Origin of the sequence: Salipiger mucosus DSM 16094, from assembly GCF_000442255.1 — a bacterium.
Lineage (GTDB): Bacteria > Pseudomonadota > Alphaproteobacteria > Rhodobacterales > Rhodobacteraceae > Salipiger > Salipiger mucosus.
In genome coordinates, this window is sequence record NZ_KE557282.1 from 55,759 (window position 1) to 70,871 (window position 15,113).

A 15,113-nucleotide genomic window follows, 5' to 3' on the forward strand; every position below is an offset into this window, starting at 1 on the left:
TGCCGCAGGCGTAGCCGGGCCGCAGGGGAGATGCAATTGCACGGAGAGACGGTTGGCGTGATCCTTGCCGGCGGGCTGGCACGGCGCATGGGCGGCGGCGACAAGGCGCTGCTTGCGCTGCATGGCCGGCCGCTGCTGTCCCATGCCATCGCGCGGCTCGGCCCGCAGGTGGCGGCGTTGGCGCTCAGCGCCAACGCCGGGGCGGCGCGCTTCGCGGAGTTCGGTCTGCCGGTGCTGCCCGATCCGCTGCCCGATCACCCCGGCCCGCTGGCCGGCCTTCTGGCGGGGCTCGACTGGGCGGCGGGGCAGGGGGCCCGGACCGTGGTGAGCCTGCCGGTCGACACGCCCTTCGCGCCAGCCGACCTCGTGGCGCGACTTACGCAGGCCGCGCGGGACATGGAGGCGCCGCTGGCCATTGCTGCCGGGCGCGAGGCGTGTGGCGCGCTGCGGCGGCATCCGGCGGTGGGGCTCTGGCCCGTGGCGCTGCGCGGCGAACTGCGTGCGGCGCTCGAGCGGGGCGAACGGCGCGTGGGCGGCTTCGCCGAGGCGCATGGCGCCCGGCTGGCGGTCTGGGACGTCGGGGCGCGCGATCCCTTCGCCAATATCAACACGCCGGACGACCTCGCCGCGGCGGAGGAGCGGTTGCCATGAGTGATTTCGACGGCATCGTCATGGTCGACTGGTCCGGCGGCAACGACACCGGACCGCGCCCGCGCAAGGATGCCATCTGGATCGGCGAGAGCGGCCCCGCGGGCGACGCGCCGCCGCTCTACGCCCGCAACCGGGTGCTTGCCGAGGAGATGCTCGTCGCGCGCATCGAGGCGGCGCTTGAGCTGGGCGAGCGGCTCATGATCGGCTTCGACTTCCCCTTCGGCTACCCGCGCGGCTTCGCCCGGGCGCTGACCGGCACCGCCGATCCCTTCGCGGTCTGGCGCTGGATCGCGGAACGGCTCGAGGATTCGCCCCGGCGCAACACCCGCTTTCACCTTGGCGCGGCGATCAACCGGCGCTTTCCCGGCATCGGGCCCTTCTGGTTCAACGGCCTGCAGGAGGACATCCCCGACCTGCCGCGCCGCGACATCCGCGAAGGCCACGGCATGTCCGAGCGGCGCGCCTGCGAGGATCGGGCGCGCGGGTCGTTTTCCTGCTGGCAGCTGGGCGGCGCGGGCGCCGTGGGCGGGCAGGTGCTGACCGGTCTGCCGGTGCTCGACCGGCTGCGCTCGCGCTTTCCGGGCCGCGTGGCCGCCTGGCCCTTCGAGCCGCTGGAGGCGCCCGTTGCGCTGGTCGAGATCTGGCCCTCGCTGCTCAAGGCCCCCGTTGCGCAAGCCGCTGCCCGGGGCGGCATCAAGGACGCGCACCAGGTGCGGCTGACCGCGCGGGCGCTTGCGCGGCTGACGCCCGAACGCCGGGCGGCGATGCTGGCGGTCGAGGCGCCGGAAGAGGGCTGGATCCTCGGGCTCGGCCACGAGCCCGAGCTTTGCGCCGCGCTGGACTAGTCGAAGGTGCCTGCGACGCGGCCCAGCAGCATGAAGGCGCGCGACGAGCGGGTGTCGGCCAGGTGCTGGATCTCGGCATCGCTGGCCTCGGGGGCGAAGCGGGCGACGCCCTTGTCGAAGAGCCGCAGGAAATGGTGCGCCGCGTCGCGGAAGATCGGGTCCTGCTTCATCCGCCCCGCGGCCAGCGCCAGCGACGAGCGGTCGCGCACCCCGCCAAGCGCCGCGATGGCACGGCCCCGCGCGCCCTCGGCGAAGGCGCGCCAGATCTCCGGGCGGGCCATGTCCGGGCGCAGGTCGTCCATGTAGATGCCGTCCTGGCTGAGCAGGGTCAGCACGTCCTGCGCGGCCTGGATCAGCTGGGCGGCCTGCCGGTCCTTGAGCGCGCGGCGCAGGGCCGCGAACCCCTCGCGGTCGTCGGCCGTCTCGGGGAAGTTCAGCGCGCGGATGAAATCCTCGTGCGCCAGCGGCGGGCTCAGCGCCTCGGCCGGCGTGCCGAGCGACAGCGTCGGCTGATCGTCGGAGCCCTCGGCCGCGCTGCCGGTCGCCGCGGCGACGGGCGTCTGCGCGGCGGCCTGCGCCGCCACCGCCTGCGTCGAGGAGACCATCGCCAGCGCCGATTCGGTCTTGCGCTGGGCGGCGGCGATCTCGTCGAGCTTCTTGGTGATGGCGCTCGAGCTGTCCTTGCTGCCCGACTGGGCCTGCGTGATGTAGGCGTGGCGGATGGCGTCGATGGCCGACTGCAGCCGCGCGCTTTCCTCGCGCATGACGCGGCTCGCCCGCGCGGCCGTCGCTGCCACCCAGACCAGCGCCACCGGCAGCACGATCACCATGATCGTCAGCACGAAACGCAGCCCGTCGGCCCCTTCGCCGCCGAAGCTGAGAAAGTAGCCGCCCGAGAGCACCAGCCAGAGCAGGCTGAAGCCGGTGGCGGCGATCTCGATTCCGGTCACGCCGCCGCTGTCCGAACGCGGAATGCCCGGCGGCGCGTTGCGGCTGTCCCTGTTGTCGGCCATGCGGCGCGGGCCCTACTTGTAGTCGATGCTCAGGATCTCGTAGCTCTTGTCGCCGCCCGGCGTGCGGACCTCGACGCTGTCACCCTCGTCCTTGCCGATGAGGGCACGGGCGATCGGCGACTTGATGTTGAGCAGGCCCTTCTCGATGTTGGCCTCGTGCTCGCCCACGATCTGCCAGGTCTTCTCGGCGTCGGTGTCCTCGTCCACGACGGTGACCGTCGCGCCGAACTTGACCGAGCCCGAGAGCTTGGCGGGGTCGATCACCTCCGAGAGACCCAGGATCCCCTCGATCTCCTTGATGCGGCCCTCGATGAAGCTCTGCTTCTCGCGCGCGGAGTGGTATTCGGCGTTTTCCGACAGGTCGCCATGCTCGCGCGCCTCGGCGATTGCGCGGATGATGGCCGGACGCTCCTCGGACTTGAGCGTCTTCAATTCGGTCTCGAGCGCGGTAAAGCCCGCGCGGGTCATCGGTATCTTTTCCATGGGTCTTCCCGGAACTGATGCGGGGCCTTCTCCTCGGGCCCCGTATTGGGTTTTCGCCTCAAAGCATGTGTCGGGTCGTCACGCAAGAGTGGGCATTGCGCCGGGCTTTGGCAAGGGCGGAGCGCCGCCTGTAGACGCGCCGCGCCGCCGTGCCCGGAGCGGTGGCATCGCCATAGCCGAGAGGGGCCAACGGGTCCGGCAGGGCCTGTCGAGATTGACCTCGGCATTGCCCCCGCGCTACCCAGAACGGCAAGATTATTTCTCAATGCCAGCAGAGGGGTCGGCATGGCCGAAATCGAACGCGAGTCGATGGAATACGATGTGGTGATCGTGGGAGCGGGCCCGGCGGGCCTCTCCGCAGCGATCCGCCTGAAGCAACTCGACGCGGACCTGGACGTGGTCCTCCTCGAGAAGGGCTCGGAGGTGGGCGCGCACATCCTGTCGGGCGCGGTTCTGGACCCCTGCGGCCTGGACGCGCTGATGCCCGACTGGAAGGAAAAGGGCGCCCCGATCACCGTTCCCGTGCGCGAGGACAAGTTCTACCTCCTGGGCGAGGGCGGCAAGGTCAGCATCCCGCACTGGCCGATGCCCGGCCTGATGTCGAACGAGGGCAACTACATCGTCTCGATGGGCAACGTCTGCCGCTGGATGGCCGAACAGGCCGAGGCGCTGGGGGTCGAGATCTTCCCCGGGATGGCCTGCTCCGAGCTGGTCTACGGCGAGAACGGCGAGGTCAAGGGCGTGGTCGCCGGCGAGTTCGGCAAGAACCCCGACGGCACCCCCGGCCCGGGCTACGAGCCGGGCATGGAGCTGCACGGCAAGTACGTCTTCCTCTCCGAGGGCGTGCGCGGCTCGCTCGCCAAGGAGGTCATGGCGAAATACGACCTCTCCAAGGACCACTGCCCGCAGAAGTTCGGCCTGGGCATGAAGGAAATCTGGGAGATCGACCCCGAGAAGCATCGCGAGGGCCGGGTCGAGCACACCATGGGCTGGCCGCTGGGCAAGAACGCCGGCGGCGGCGCCTTCATCTACCACCTGGACAACAACCAGGTCTACGTCGGCTTCGTGGTGCACCTGAACTACAAGAACCCGCACCTCTTCCCCTACATGGAATTCCAGCGCTTCAAGCATCACCCGCACGTGGCCGAGCTGCTCGAGGGCGGCAAGCGCGTGGCCTACGGGGCGCGGGCGATCTCGGAGGGCGGCTACCAGTCGATGCCGAAGATGGTCGCGCCGGGCGTGGCGCTGCTGGGCTGCTCGGTCGGCATGGTCAACGTGCCGCGCATCAAGGGCAACCACAACGCCATGCTCTCGGGCAAGGCGGCGGCCGAGGCGGCCGTCGCGGCGCTGAAGGAAGGCCGCGCCTCGGACGAGCTGGCCGACTACGAAACCGAGGTGCGCGAAGGCGCCATCGGCAAGGACCTCTGGAAGGTGCGCAACGTCAAGCCGCTGTGGTCGAAGTACGGGCTGGGCGGCTCGCTGGGTCTTGGCGGTCTCGACATGTGGACCAACACCCTCGGCTTCTCGCTCTTCGGCACGATCAAGCACGGCAAGTCCGACGCCGAGATCACCGAGCCCGCCGCGAAGCACAAGCCGATCGGCTACCCGCGTCCCGACGGCAAGCTGAGCTTCGACCGCCTGACGAACGTCAGCTACTCCTTCACGAACCACGAGGAGAGCCAGCCGGCGCACCTGAAGCTCAAGGACGAATCCGTGCCGGTCTCGGTCAACCTTGCGACCTACGCGGGCCCCTCGGCGCGCTACTGCCCTGCGGGCGTCTACGAGTTCGTCGAGGAAGAGGGCAAGGAGCCGCGCTTCGTGATCAACTTCCAGAACTGCGTGCACTGCAAGACCTGCGACATCAAGGATCCGGCCCAGAACATCAACTGGACGGTCCCGCAGGGGGGCGACGGCCCGAACTACCCCAACATGTGACGCCGCTGCGGGCGTCTCGCTGGGTCGAGATAATCGCTTGAACCTCTCCGTCGGTTTCGGCTAGACGGGTCGGCGGAGAGGTGGCCGAGTGGTCGAAGGCGCACGCCTGGAAAGTGTGTAGGCGGGAAACCGTCTCGAGGGTTCGAATCCCTTCCTCTCCGCCACTTGCCCTCGCGAAAGCGTTCTCTCCATCCGGCTGCGGCCGGATTTTCTCGTTGTATTCGGGGGTTATGCGGGAGGGGCTGAGCACCGGCAGAGGCGCCGGGTGGCCCGGAAGCGGTCTCTCAGGGCCTATATTCTCCGGACCTCATGACTGCGCGGATTTAGTGAATAGGTTACAAGCATCTGAAATGGCGAAGATTTTCGTAAGCGTTGGCTGCGCCCCACGCGCGTTCAGCTTGACGGCGGGAAGTTCCACGGCAGGAGATCGTCGATCCGACCTTGCGGATAGCCAGCGGCGATGGCCTCAAGGGTGGCCTTGAGATAGGCGAATGGTTCGACGCCGTTGATCTTTGCGGTTTCGATCAGTGACGCGATGCGGCCCCAGGCCCTGCCGCCCTCGTCGTGACCGGCGAACAACGCATTTTTTCTGTTCAGAGCGATAGGGCGGATCAGGTTTTCGACGCCGTTGATCTTTGCGGTTTCGATCAGTGACGCGATGCGGCCCCAGGCCCTGCCGCCCTCGTCGTGACCGGCGAACAACGCATTTTTTCTGTTCAGAGCGATAGGGCGGATCAGGTTTTCGACGCCGTTGATCTTTGCGGTTTCGATCAGTGACGCGATGCGGCCCCAGGCCCTGCCGCCCTCGTCGTGACCGGCGAACAACGCATTTTTTCTGTTCAGAGCGATAGGGCGGATCAGGTTTTCGACGCCGTTGGAGTCGATCTCGACGCGGCCGTCGTAGAGGAAGGTCTGCAGGCCATCCCAGTGGCGATGGATATAGGCCAGCTTCTCACCGAGCCGGGATTTCGCCGACACCCGCAATCGCTGTTCTTGCAGCCACTCTCCGAACGCCGCGACCAGGGGTGCCGTTCGCGTTTGCCGGGCCGAGAAGCGCTGGCCGGGCTCGATGCCGCGGATGTCGTCCTCGACCTTGTAGATCTCAGCGATACGGCGCAGGCCCTCGGCGGCGATCNGACAGCGAGCCGGATATCGCGCCCCACGGCGCTGCTCTCCGCCTCTGGCGCAGGAGACCCCGCGTCACACACCACGAGAGGCGCGAACACCGCCTCATCTCCGGCGCCCTCATCGGCCGGCAGGACAAGCTTGCCGTCCTTCGCCATGCGCCGCCACGCCGACAGCTGGTTCGGCTGGATACCGAACCGCGTTGCAACATCGTTCACCGTCATTCCCGGCTGGAGCGTCTCGGCGACTGCCTGCGCCTTCGCCTCATCCGGCCAGCGCCGGTGTCCGGACGCGTAGATCTCCACACCGAGCGATCTGAGAAACGCATTTGTAGCGCACATTGCGAACCGCACTCCCTAACTCACGATAAGGATGCTCTCGCATTCGCCGAAACATCGCGGAAGGTGACCGCGGGACAGCGCTTACACCGAGTCGGAATTTCTCCTGTTTTCAAAGGGGTTTGCCACCTGGGGGCGAACCGCCGAGACTCCGCGGCGCGGCGATTTCCGTCTCTGAATGGCCTCTCGTCTCTGGTCGGGCGAACCGCGCCGATTTCGGTTCGGTCGAAAATTCTCTCGCTTTTACAATGGCATGAATCGCAGCACCGCCAAAACTGCGCGCCCTATATCCATCGCTATCGAGCGCAACAGAGACCGAACATGCAGGAGGCGTAGCCGATGGGTGCGCTGGCAGAACGGCGCATAGCGGTGGCGGATCAATCGGCATCGAGTTTGGCGAAGCCATTGATGACAAACGCACATCGCGCCTCTAGCCTGGCGGCATGGCGAGTGGCCTCTGGACCGATGAAGAAAACGACCTGATCGTCGCGGACTATTTCGCGATGCTGGCCGACGACATCGCCGGGCGCCGCTACAGCAAGGCTGAGCATCGCCGGGCCCTACTGCCGCTGCTGAATGATCGGTCGGAGGGATCGGTCGAGTTCAAGCACCAGAACATCAGCGCGGTGCTGAAGGGGCTCGGCGAGGACTGGATCCCCGGCTACAAGCCCGCCTTCAATTTCCAGGTAACGTTGGTCGACGCGGTGGCGCGGTGGCTGGATATGTATCCGGATTGGCTGGGCCGTTTGCCCGGAACGCGCCCTGCGACCGACATGCGCGCGCCTGCGCAGATCTGGATCGGTCCTCCGCCCACGCTCTCCAACCAGCCTCCACCGCAGGAGCTGGACCAGATGCTGCACATCGCCCGCAAGTTCGACGTGGCGGGCCGGGACGAGCGCAATCGCGCCCTCGGCCGCGCGGGCGAGGAGCGCGTCCTGGCGCACGAGCATGCTACTCTGAAGGACGCGGGGCGCGATGATCTCGCGCGAAAGGTCCGCTGGGTCTCCGAAGAAGACGGCGATGGTGCGGGCTATGACATCGCCAGCTATGCGCCGGACGGCCGCCCACGGCTGATCGAGGTGAAGACCACGAACGGCTGGGAACGCACGCCTTTCCACATAACGCGCAACGAGCTGGCCGTTGCCGACGAACGGCGCGCGGAGTGGTGCCTGTTCCGGATGTGGAATTTCTCGCGCGAGCCGCGGGCGTTCGAGCTGTACCCGCCGCTCGATGCGCATGTCTCGCTGACGCCGACGTCGTTTCAGGCCAGCTTTCACTGAGATCCGGCGGACCCGGCGTGCCAAGATTGCACGATTCACTTACGTCCGAAGTACTCGTCTTCGGAAAGCCCAATTATTTGATTCTGTCGCGACAGCGCCTCGCGCCAACCAAAGCGAAGTTTCTCGATCAGCGCGGAAAGCCTGCCCACCGGTGCGGATCGGCGGCGCGACATTTCCGGCCCATGGCCCTCGTCAGCCGGCACCGTGGCTGCCGGGCGCCTTGAAGTCCCCCTTGTCGGGACGCGCCGGACGGCGATCACGGCTTGCGATCCCGACAAGATAGTTCGCAGAAAACTTGACCGGAATGTGAAACCGCCAAATACTGACCCCATTGAAGACAGTCATCACATCTCAAGCCGCTTTCACGCTTGTCTTTCGGGGGAAACAATTTCATGACCGTGCAGATTTTTACCGCTACCAGTGAAGCCAACGGGACCGAGGTCTGGGTGACCAACGGGACGCCCGGCGACACGTTCCTTCTCAGCGACATCGTGTCCGGCGCGGGCGGATCGAATCCCGACGACCTGACCCTCGTCAACGGTGTGGTCTTCTTCTCCGTCTACAATTCGGACGCGGGCGAGTACCAGTTCTGGACCACCGACGGCACGACCGACGGCACGCAGCTTCTTGCCAGCTCCGGGGCGGCAATCTACCAAGAGCCCTTCGTGGTGGGCTCCCAGCTCTTCTTCCGCACCTACGACGCGCTCTACGGCTATCAGCTCGTGGTCACCGACGGCACCCCGGCGGGCACGTCGCTGCTGGGCAACACAGGCAACTTCCTTAATCCGGTCGAATTCGACGGGCGGGTCTTCTTCGAGGGCTACAACTCGGCCAACGGCACGGAACTCTGGGCCAGCGACGGCACCGTCGCGGGCACCGGACTTGTCGCCGACGTGCGGCCGGGCGGCACCAGCAGCTCGATCGACGACTTCTTCGTCTCGGGCAGCAACCTGTTCTTCACCGCCAATGACGGAACAAACGGTGAAGAACTCTGGGTGAGCGACGGCACCACCGCCGGCACGCAGATGCTGGCGAACATCAACAGCACCGGCAGCTCGACGCCGCGGGACTTCACGGCGCTCAACGGCGGGCTTCTGTTCACGGCCTACGACCCGACCAACGGGCGCGAGCTGTGGTTCAGCGACGGCACGCCCGCGGGCACCCTGCTGCTGGATGACATCCGTCCGGGCTCGAGCAGCGGCTTGGTCGACGACATCACCGTGATCGGCTCGGAGGCCTTCTTCACCGCCTACAACGGCAGCAACTACGTGCTCTTCTCGACCGACGGCACCGCCAGCGGGACCGGCGAGGTCATCCCGGCATCCACGGCCTACAACCCGCGGGACCTCTTCAACCTCGACGGGACGCTGATCTTCGAGGCCTACGATCCGGTCAGCGGCTACCGGCTCTGGAAGACGGACGGCTCCGCCGCGGGAACGAGCGCCTTCGCGGACGTCACCGTGTATACGACGGGCTCCCAGTACCAGCTTGGCTCCTCGATGATCTTCCAGGGCAACAGCAGTGCCAATGGGGTGGGGCTCTATATCACCGATGGCACCACCGCCGGGACGAGTTTCCTCGCCCCCGTCTCGAATTTCCAGACCGCCAACGCCGTTGTCTCGGGCGACTATCTCTTCTTCGAGGCCTACGACAGCACGAACGGCTACGAGCTCTGGGCCTCGGACGGCACCGCGGCGGGCACCCAGCTGCTGGGTGATCTCTCGCCTGGCACCGACTCCTCGAACCCGAACACCCTGATCCCCTACGCGGGTGGCGTGCTCTTCCGGGCGACGGACCCTGTCACCGGCGAAGAGCTGTATTTCTCGGACGGCACGCCCGGCGGGACGATCCTCGTCGACGACATCAACGAAGGCGTCAACACCAACACCAGCGGCAATCCGCGGGACATGATGGAGGCGGCCGGCACGACCTTCTTCACGCTGGACACCCCCCAGACCGGGCGCGAGCTCTGGGTCTCGGACGGCACCGTCGCCGGCACGATGGAGCTCAAGGACATCAACCCCGGCTCGGCAAACGGCTTCATAAACGACATGATCGCGGCAGGGAGCAACCTGTTCTTCACCGCCTATGACGGCTCGGGGTACTCGCTCTTCACCTCGGACGGGACCTCGTCCGGCACGGTGCAGCTGACCACCACCCTGAACGTGAACTACTTCAACTATTTCACCAGCTACATGGGGCAGCTCTACTTCGAGGCCTACGACAGCACCAACGGCTACCAGATCTGGACCTCGGACGGCACCGCGGCGGGCACCGAGATCGCCGTGGACATGAACGTGAACAACCAGATCGGCGTGATCGGCGGCATGATGGTGTTCACCGGCAGCAACGGGACGGCCGGGTTCTACGCCTCCGACGGCACGAACGCGGGCACCAGCCAGATCGGCAGCGCCACCAACATGAGCGGCGACTTCGTCGAATCCGGCGGCATGCTCTTCTTCTCGGGGTACAACTCGACCTCGGGCTACGAGCTCTGGGCGACCGACGGCACCGCCGCGGGCACCGGGCTCGTCAGCGACGTCTACTTCGGCTCGAACAGCTCCAGTCCGACGGACATCACGCCCTTCGCGGGCGGGGTCCTCTTCTCGGCCTACGACCCGGTCAACGGGCGCGAGGTCTGGTTCTCGGACGGCACCGGCGCCGGCACCGTGCTGCTCGGCGACAACAACCCGGGCACGGCCAACGGGACCATGAATGTCGAGGGCACCACGGCGACCGCCGGCTTCTTCAGCTTCTACAACAACACCACGACGCAGTACGAGATCTACGGCACCGATGGCACCGCCGCCGGCACCGAGGACATCACCGGCACCGCCGACCAGTACTTCAGCGCCTTCGGCGGCACGTCCGGCGGGATGGCCTTCTACTCGGTCTACGACACGAGCATTTCCCGCTACCGTATCCTGGCCTCGGACGGCACGTCCGCCGGCACCATCGACCTCACCATCGGGACGGACAGCAGGTTCGACGACTTCATCGGGGCGGTCAACGGGGTCTTCGTCTACACGGTGTACGACTACACGACCAACCAGTACCGGGCCTACGCCTCGGACGGCACCGTGGCCGGTACCGTCCAGATCGGCAACTACTCGAGCGTGTCGAACCCGGTGCTCTACGACGGCGAGCTTTACGCCCGCGTCTACGACTACGGCACCAGCAGCTACGCGATCATCAAGACGGACGGCACCGTGGCCGGCACCTCGGTGGTCGATGCGGGCACGAGCATCTTCCGCTATACGGGGGTCTCGGACGGGCTTCTGTTCTTCGAGGGCAACGAGAGTGGCAGCGGCTACGAGCTTTGGGTGAACAACGGGACCGGCGCCAGCACCCAGGTTACCGAGACCTTCACGGCCCAGGGCAGCAATATCGGCGATATGGTCGCGCTGCCCAATGTCCCGCCCGAGATCGACGGCGCGGGCAGTTCCGACTCGATCACCGACAAGCAGACGACACAGCCCTTCGCGGCGACCACGATCACCGACATCGACCGGCCCGACCAGACTCTGGCCGTCACGGTGACGCTGGACGATTCCGCCAAGGGTGTCTTCACCGCCGCTTCTCTCGCGGCCACAGGCTTCACCTACTCCGGCGCGGGGGTCTACAGCTTCGCCGGCACCGCGGCCGCCGCCACGGCGGCGCTGCAGGGGCTGGTGTTCGATCCGACCGAGAACGCGGTCGTTCCGGGCGACACGCAGACCACGACCTTCACCCTCGCGGTCGATGACGGGGCCGGCGGAACCGACAGCGATGCCACGACCACCGTCACCGCGACCTCGGTCAACGATGCGCCGACCGACATCGCGATCAGCGGCGGCGGCAGCCTCGGCCTGCCCGAGAACAGCGCCAACGGCACGGTGGTGGGCACGATGCTCGCCACCGATCCCGACGTCGGCCAGTCGCTGACCTTCTCGCTGACCGACGATGCGGGCGGGCGCTTCGCGATCGACGGCGTCACCGGCGAGATCACCGTCGCGGACAGCCTCGGGCTCGACTACGAGCAGGCCACCAGTCATGTCATCACGGTCCAGGTCAGCGACGGCAGCCTGACCCGGAGCGAGAACTTCACCATCGACATCGGCAACGTGAACCCCGAAACGGTCACCGGCGACACCAGGGGCAACGTCATTCTCTCCGATGGCGGAGACGACCTGCTGAACGGGGCCAGCGGCGCCGACCTGCTCGAGGCCGACGGCGGCGAGGATACGCTCATCGGCGGAACCGGGAACGACACCCTGCGCGGGCAGGGCGGGCACGACACGCTTGTTGGCGGCACGGGAGCGGACGTGCTCGACGGCGGCATCGGCTTCGACACGGCCGACTTCTCGGGTGCGGCGGGTCCGGTGACGGTGGACCTCGTGGCGGGCACGGCCACGGGCGAGGGCAGCGACACGCTGATCGACATCGAGGATGTCGTCGGCTCGGACTTCGGCGACACGATCTCGGGCGACGACCTGACCGGCGGGAACCTGCTGTCGGGCGGCGGCGGCGACGACCTGCTGTCGGGCCTCGGCGACAGCGACACGCTCCTCGGCGGCTCCGGCAGCGACACGCTGCTCGGGGGCGCGGGCATGGACGCGCTCGACGGCGGCTCGGGGCGGGACACGCTCTCGGGCGGCGCGGGCGACGACACCATCGACGGCGGGTCGAACTACGACACGGTGGACTACTCCGCCGCTGCGGGCCCGGTCGGGGTGGACCTCGAGGGCGGCACGGCCACGGGCGAGGGCAGCGACACGCTGCTCAACCTCGAGCACGCGATCGGCTCGTCGGGCGACGACACGCTGATCGGGACCATGGTGCACGGCAACCTGCTGCAGGGCGGCGCGGGCAACGACCGGCTCTTCGGTCTGGCGGGCGACGACACGCTCGACGGCGGGGCGGGCAGCATCGACACCGCGCGCTTCACCATGGCCACGGCCGGGGTGACGGTGGATCTCGGGGCGGGCACCGCCACGGGCGAGGGCAACGACACGCTGATCGACATCGAGGGCGTTGTGGGCAGCGCCTTCGGCGACGTGCTGACCGGGGCCGGCGGGGCCGACGACCTGCTCGTGGGCGAGGACGGCGACGACACGCTGGCGGGCCGTGGCGGCGACGACACGCTCTCGGGCGGGGCCGGCGACGACCTGCTGCGCGGCGACTCGGGCGACGACCTGATGGCGGGCGGGGCGGACACCGACACGGCGTCCTTCATCTACGCGCCCTCGAACATGTACGTGAACCTCGAGAACGGCTCGGCCTCGAGCGCGCTGACCGGGTCGGACACGCTGTCCTCGATCGAGAACGCCGAGACCGGCAGCGGCGCGGACACGATCTACGGCAGCCACGCGGCGGGCAACCTGCTGGAGGGCGGCGGCGGCGGCGACGCGCTCTACGGGCTCGACGGCGACGACACGCTGCTGGGCGGGACCGGGGCCGACGCGCTCTACGGCGGCGGCGACGCGGACGTGCTGCGCGGCGGCACCGGGTCCGACACGCTCCGCGGCAACGCCGGCAGCGACACGCTGAACGGCGAGGACGGCGCCGACAGCCTCTACGGCGGCGAGGGCATCGACACGCTGCTGGGCGGCGCGGGCTCCGACCGGCTCGAGGGCGGCGACGGCGACGACCTGCTGCTGGGCGGCTCCAACAGCGACACGCTCAAGGGCGACGCGGGCGATGACACGCTGAACGGGGAGGGCGGCTACGACACGGTGCTCTACGCCGGGATCTACGCGCCGGTCTACGTCAACCTCGAGTCCGGCACCGCCACGGGCGGGGCGGGCACCGACGTGCTGCTGAACATCGAGCACGTCTTCGGCGGCGCCTCGAACGACGTCATCTACGGCACCAACGCCCACGGCAACCGGCTGGAGGGCTCGAACGGCAACGACACGATCTACGGCCTCGACGGGCGCGACACGATCCTGGGCGGCAACAGCGACGACCGGCTCTACGGCGGCGACGACGTGGACCGTCTCTACGGCGGGGCGCAGGACGACTTCCTCGACGGCGGCGGCGCGACCGACTTCCTCGAGGGGGGCGCGGGGGCGGACACCTTCGTGCTGCGCTCGATCGACGACACCGGGGTGGGCCGCTACAACCGCGACGAGATCCGCGACTTCGACGCCGCCGAGGGCGACGAGATCAACGTCTACCTGGTGGATGCGGATGCGACGACGGCGGGCAACCAGGCCTTCACCTACGCCGGCACCTCGTTCACCGGCACGGCGGGCGAGCTGATCCTCAACGACTACGTGCTCTCGGGGGTCGATGTGACCATCGCCTCGATGGACGTGGACGGCGACGCGGTGATCGACGGCCAGCTCTACATCGTCGGCGGCGCGGTGATCGGCGACTTCGTGCTCTGACGCCGGGACCACTTGGCAGGACAGCAGAACCGGCCCCCCCGAGGGGCCGGTTTCTTCATGCGGGTGCCGGTGGAGGGCCCTTCAGCCGGTCTCCACGGGCTGTCCCGCGGAGGAGGCCGGGAGCGCCGCGGGGCGGTCGATCACCTCGTCCACGACGAAGACCGGCCGGGCCTTCACCTCGTGTGTCATGCGGCCGAGGTACTCGCCGATCATCCCCAGCGCGATCAGGTTGGAGGCCCCGAGCACGAGGACGATCACCATCAGCGAGGCATAGCCCGGAACGTCGACGCCGTAGATCGTCGTGCGGACCAGGATGAAGACCGCGTATGCCAGCGCCAGCACGGCGATGGCACTCCCGAGGTATGTCCAGATCCGCAGCGGCAGCGTGGTCGATCCGGTCAGCCCGTCGAGCGCGAAGTTCCAGAGCGTCCAGTAGTCCCATTTCGTCTGCCCGGCAGAGCGATGCGGGCGGTCGTATTCCACGGTCTCCGCCTCGAAGCCGATCCAGGCGAAGAGTCCCTTCATGAAGCGCACCCGCTCGGGCAAGGCGTTGATGACATCCACGGCCTGCCGGTCGAGCAGGCGGAAGTCGCCCACGTCGGGCTCGATACGGTGGTCGGAGAGCCGGTTGAACAGCCTGTAGAACCAGCTGCTGGTCGCGCGCTTGAGCCAGTTGTCGCTCTCGCGGCTGCGCCGGCGCGCGTTGACGACCTTGGCCCCGCGCAGCCAGGCCTCGACCATCGGAACGAAGAGCTCCGGCGGGTCCTGCAGGTCCACGTCCAGCGGGATCAGCGCGTCGCCGGTGGCATGGGCGAAGCCCGCCGCAAGGGCGTTGTCCTTGCGGAAGTTGCGCGACAGTTTGACGAGTTTCAGCTCGAAGGCCTCGGGCGCCATCGCCAGCACGGTCTCGACGCTGCGGTCGTGGCTGCCGTCATCGACCATGACCAGTTCGACGGTACTGCCCTCGCCGAGCAGCGCCAGCCACGGGCCCGAGCTGGGGCTTGATCGCCTCGAAGAAGTGCGGCAGCGCCTCCTGTTCGTTGAAGAAGGGCACGACCAGCGACAGGCGCGC

Annotated in this window: 8 protein-coding genes, 1 tRNA gene and 2 pseudogenes; 6 read left to right on the forward strand and 5 right to left on the reverse strand. The window is 67.8% G+C overall.

The genetic code is table 11. The features are described 5' to 3' along the window. Window positions 1-30 precede the first annotated feature (30 nt). Window positions 31-651, forward strand: coding sequence for a molybdenum cofactor guanylyltransferase MobA (gene mobA / locus SALMUC_RS21725; protein WP_021120801.1), 621 nt, complete (start codon window positions 31-33; stop codon window positions 649-651). Then, window positions 648-1,496 carry a hypothetical protein gene (locus tag SALMUC_RS21730; protein WP_020043302.1) on the forward strand — a complete coding sequence of 283 codons (849 nt, stop codon included), beginning with the start codon at window positions 648-650 and terminating at the stop codon, window positions 1,494-1,496. Before mobA ends, SALMUC_RS21730 begins: the two co-directional genes overlap by 4 nt. Here the strand turns inward: SALMUC_RS21730 and SALMUC_RS21735 are convergent. Both SALMUC_RS21735 and greA read right to left on the reverse strand, forming a co-directional pair. Beyond that, on the reverse strand, window positions 1,493-2,509 hold the full coding sequence (locus SALMUC_RS21735) for a hypothetical protein (RefSeq protein WP_020043303.1): 1,017 nt from the start codon (window positions 2,507-2,509) through the stop codon (window positions 1,493-1,495). The two genes, SALMUC_RS21730 and SALMUC_RS21735, sit on opposite strands and share 4 nt — an antisense overlap. A 12-nt stretch (window positions 2,510-2,521) precedes the next feature. Beyond that, a complete protein-coding gene (gene greA, locus SALMUC_RS21740; protein WP_020043304.1) occupies window positions 2,522-2,992 on the reverse strand; it encodes a transcription elongation factor GreA in 471 nt (156 codons plus the stop codon). A 285-nt stretch (window positions 2,993-3,277) separates the two neighbouring features. Between greA and SALMUC_RS21745 the strand changes: the two genes are divergently transcribed. After that, window positions 3,278-4,927 (forward strand): electron transfer flavoprotein-ubiquinone oxidoreductase, encoded by a 1,650-nt coding sequence (locus SALMUC_RS21745; protein ID WP_020043305.1) that lies wholly within the window; start codon window positions 3,278-3,280, stop codon window positions 4,925-4,927. A gap of 74 nt (window positions 4,928-5,001) precedes the next feature. Then, window positions 5,002-5,091 (forward strand) — tRNA-Ser (locus tag SALMUC_RS21750). Between the two features lie 229 nt (window positions 5,092-5,320). Here the strand turns inward: SALMUC_RS21750 and SALMUC_RS31905 are convergent. Both SALMUC_RS31905 and SALMUC_RS31735 read right to left on the reverse strand, forming a co-directional pair. After that, a pseudogene (locus tag SALMUC_RS31905) lies at window positions 5,321-6,061 on the reverse strand (transposase domain-containing protein); the annotation flags it as partial. Window positions 6,062-6,234: 173 nt separating this feature from the next. After that, a pseudogene (locus tag SALMUC_RS31735) lies at window positions 6,235-6,393 on the reverse strand (transposase); the annotation flags it as partial. A gap of 440 nt (window positions 6,394-6,833) precedes the next feature. Between SALMUC_RS31735 and SALMUC_RS21760 the strand changes: the two are divergent. Both SALMUC_RS21760 and SALMUC_RS28465 read left to right on the forward strand, forming a co-directional pair. Continuing rightward, window positions 6,834-7,670, forward strand: coding sequence for a protein NO VEIN domain-containing protein (locus SALMUC_RS21760; RefSeq protein ID WP_020039285.1), 837 nt, complete (start codon window positions 6,834-6,836; stop codon window positions 7,668-7,670). Between the two features lie 392 nt (window positions 7,671-8,062). After that, window positions 8,063-14,041 (forward strand): ELWxxDGT repeat protein, encoded by a 5,979-nt coding sequence (locus SALMUC_RS28465; protein WP_020039286.1) that lies wholly within the window; start codon window positions 8,063-8,065, stop codon window positions 14,039-14,041. 81 nt (window positions 14,042-14,122) lie between these two features. Here the strand turns inward: SALMUC_RS28465 and SALMUC_RS21770 are convergent, their stop codons facing one another. Continuing rightward, window positions 14,123-14,983 (reverse strand): glycosyltransferase family 2 protein, encoded by an 861-nt coding sequence (locus SALMUC_RS21770; RefSeq protein WP_021120806.1) that lies wholly within the window; start codon window positions 14,981-14,983, stop codon window positions 14,123-14,125. Between the last annotated feature and the right edge of the window lie 130 nt (window positions 14,984-15,113).

What these genes read in the sequence shown, in the direction of transcription:
- SALMUC_RS21745 (WP_020043305.1), top strand. Translation starts at nt 3,278, where the DNA reads ATGGCCGAAATCGAACGCGAGTCGATGGAATACGATGTGGTGATCGTG.
- SALMUC_RS21770 (WP_021120806.1), bottom strand. Translation starts at nt 14,983, where the DNA reads ATGGTCGATGACGGCAGCCACGACCGCAGCGTCGAGACCGTGCTGGCG.
- greA (WP_020043304.1), bottom strand. Translation starts at nt 2,992, where the DNA reads ATGGAAAAGATACCGATGACCCGCGCGGGCTTTACCGCGCTCGAGACC.
- SALMUC_RS21735 (WP_020043303.1), bottom strand. Translation starts at nt 2,509, where the DNA reads ATGGCCGACAACAGGGACAGCCGCAACGCGCCGCCGGGCATTCCGCGT.
- SALMUC_RS28465 (WP_020039286.1), top strand. Translation starts at nt 8,063, where the DNA reads ATGACCGTGCAGATTTTTACCGCTACCAGTGAAGCCAACGGGACCGAG.
- mobA (WP_021120801.1), top strand. Translation starts at nt 31, where the DNA reads ATGCAATTGCACGGAGAGACGGTTGGCGTGATCCTTGCCGGCGGGCTG.
- SALMUC_RS21760 (WP_020039285.1), top strand. Translation starts at nt 6,834, where the DNA reads ATGGCGAGTGGCCTCTGGACCGATGAAGAAAACGACCTGATCGTCGCG.
- SALMUC_RS21730 (WP_020043302.1), top strand. Translation starts at nt 648, where the DNA reads ATGAGTGATTTCGACGGCATCGTCATGGTCGACTGGTCCGGCGGCAAC.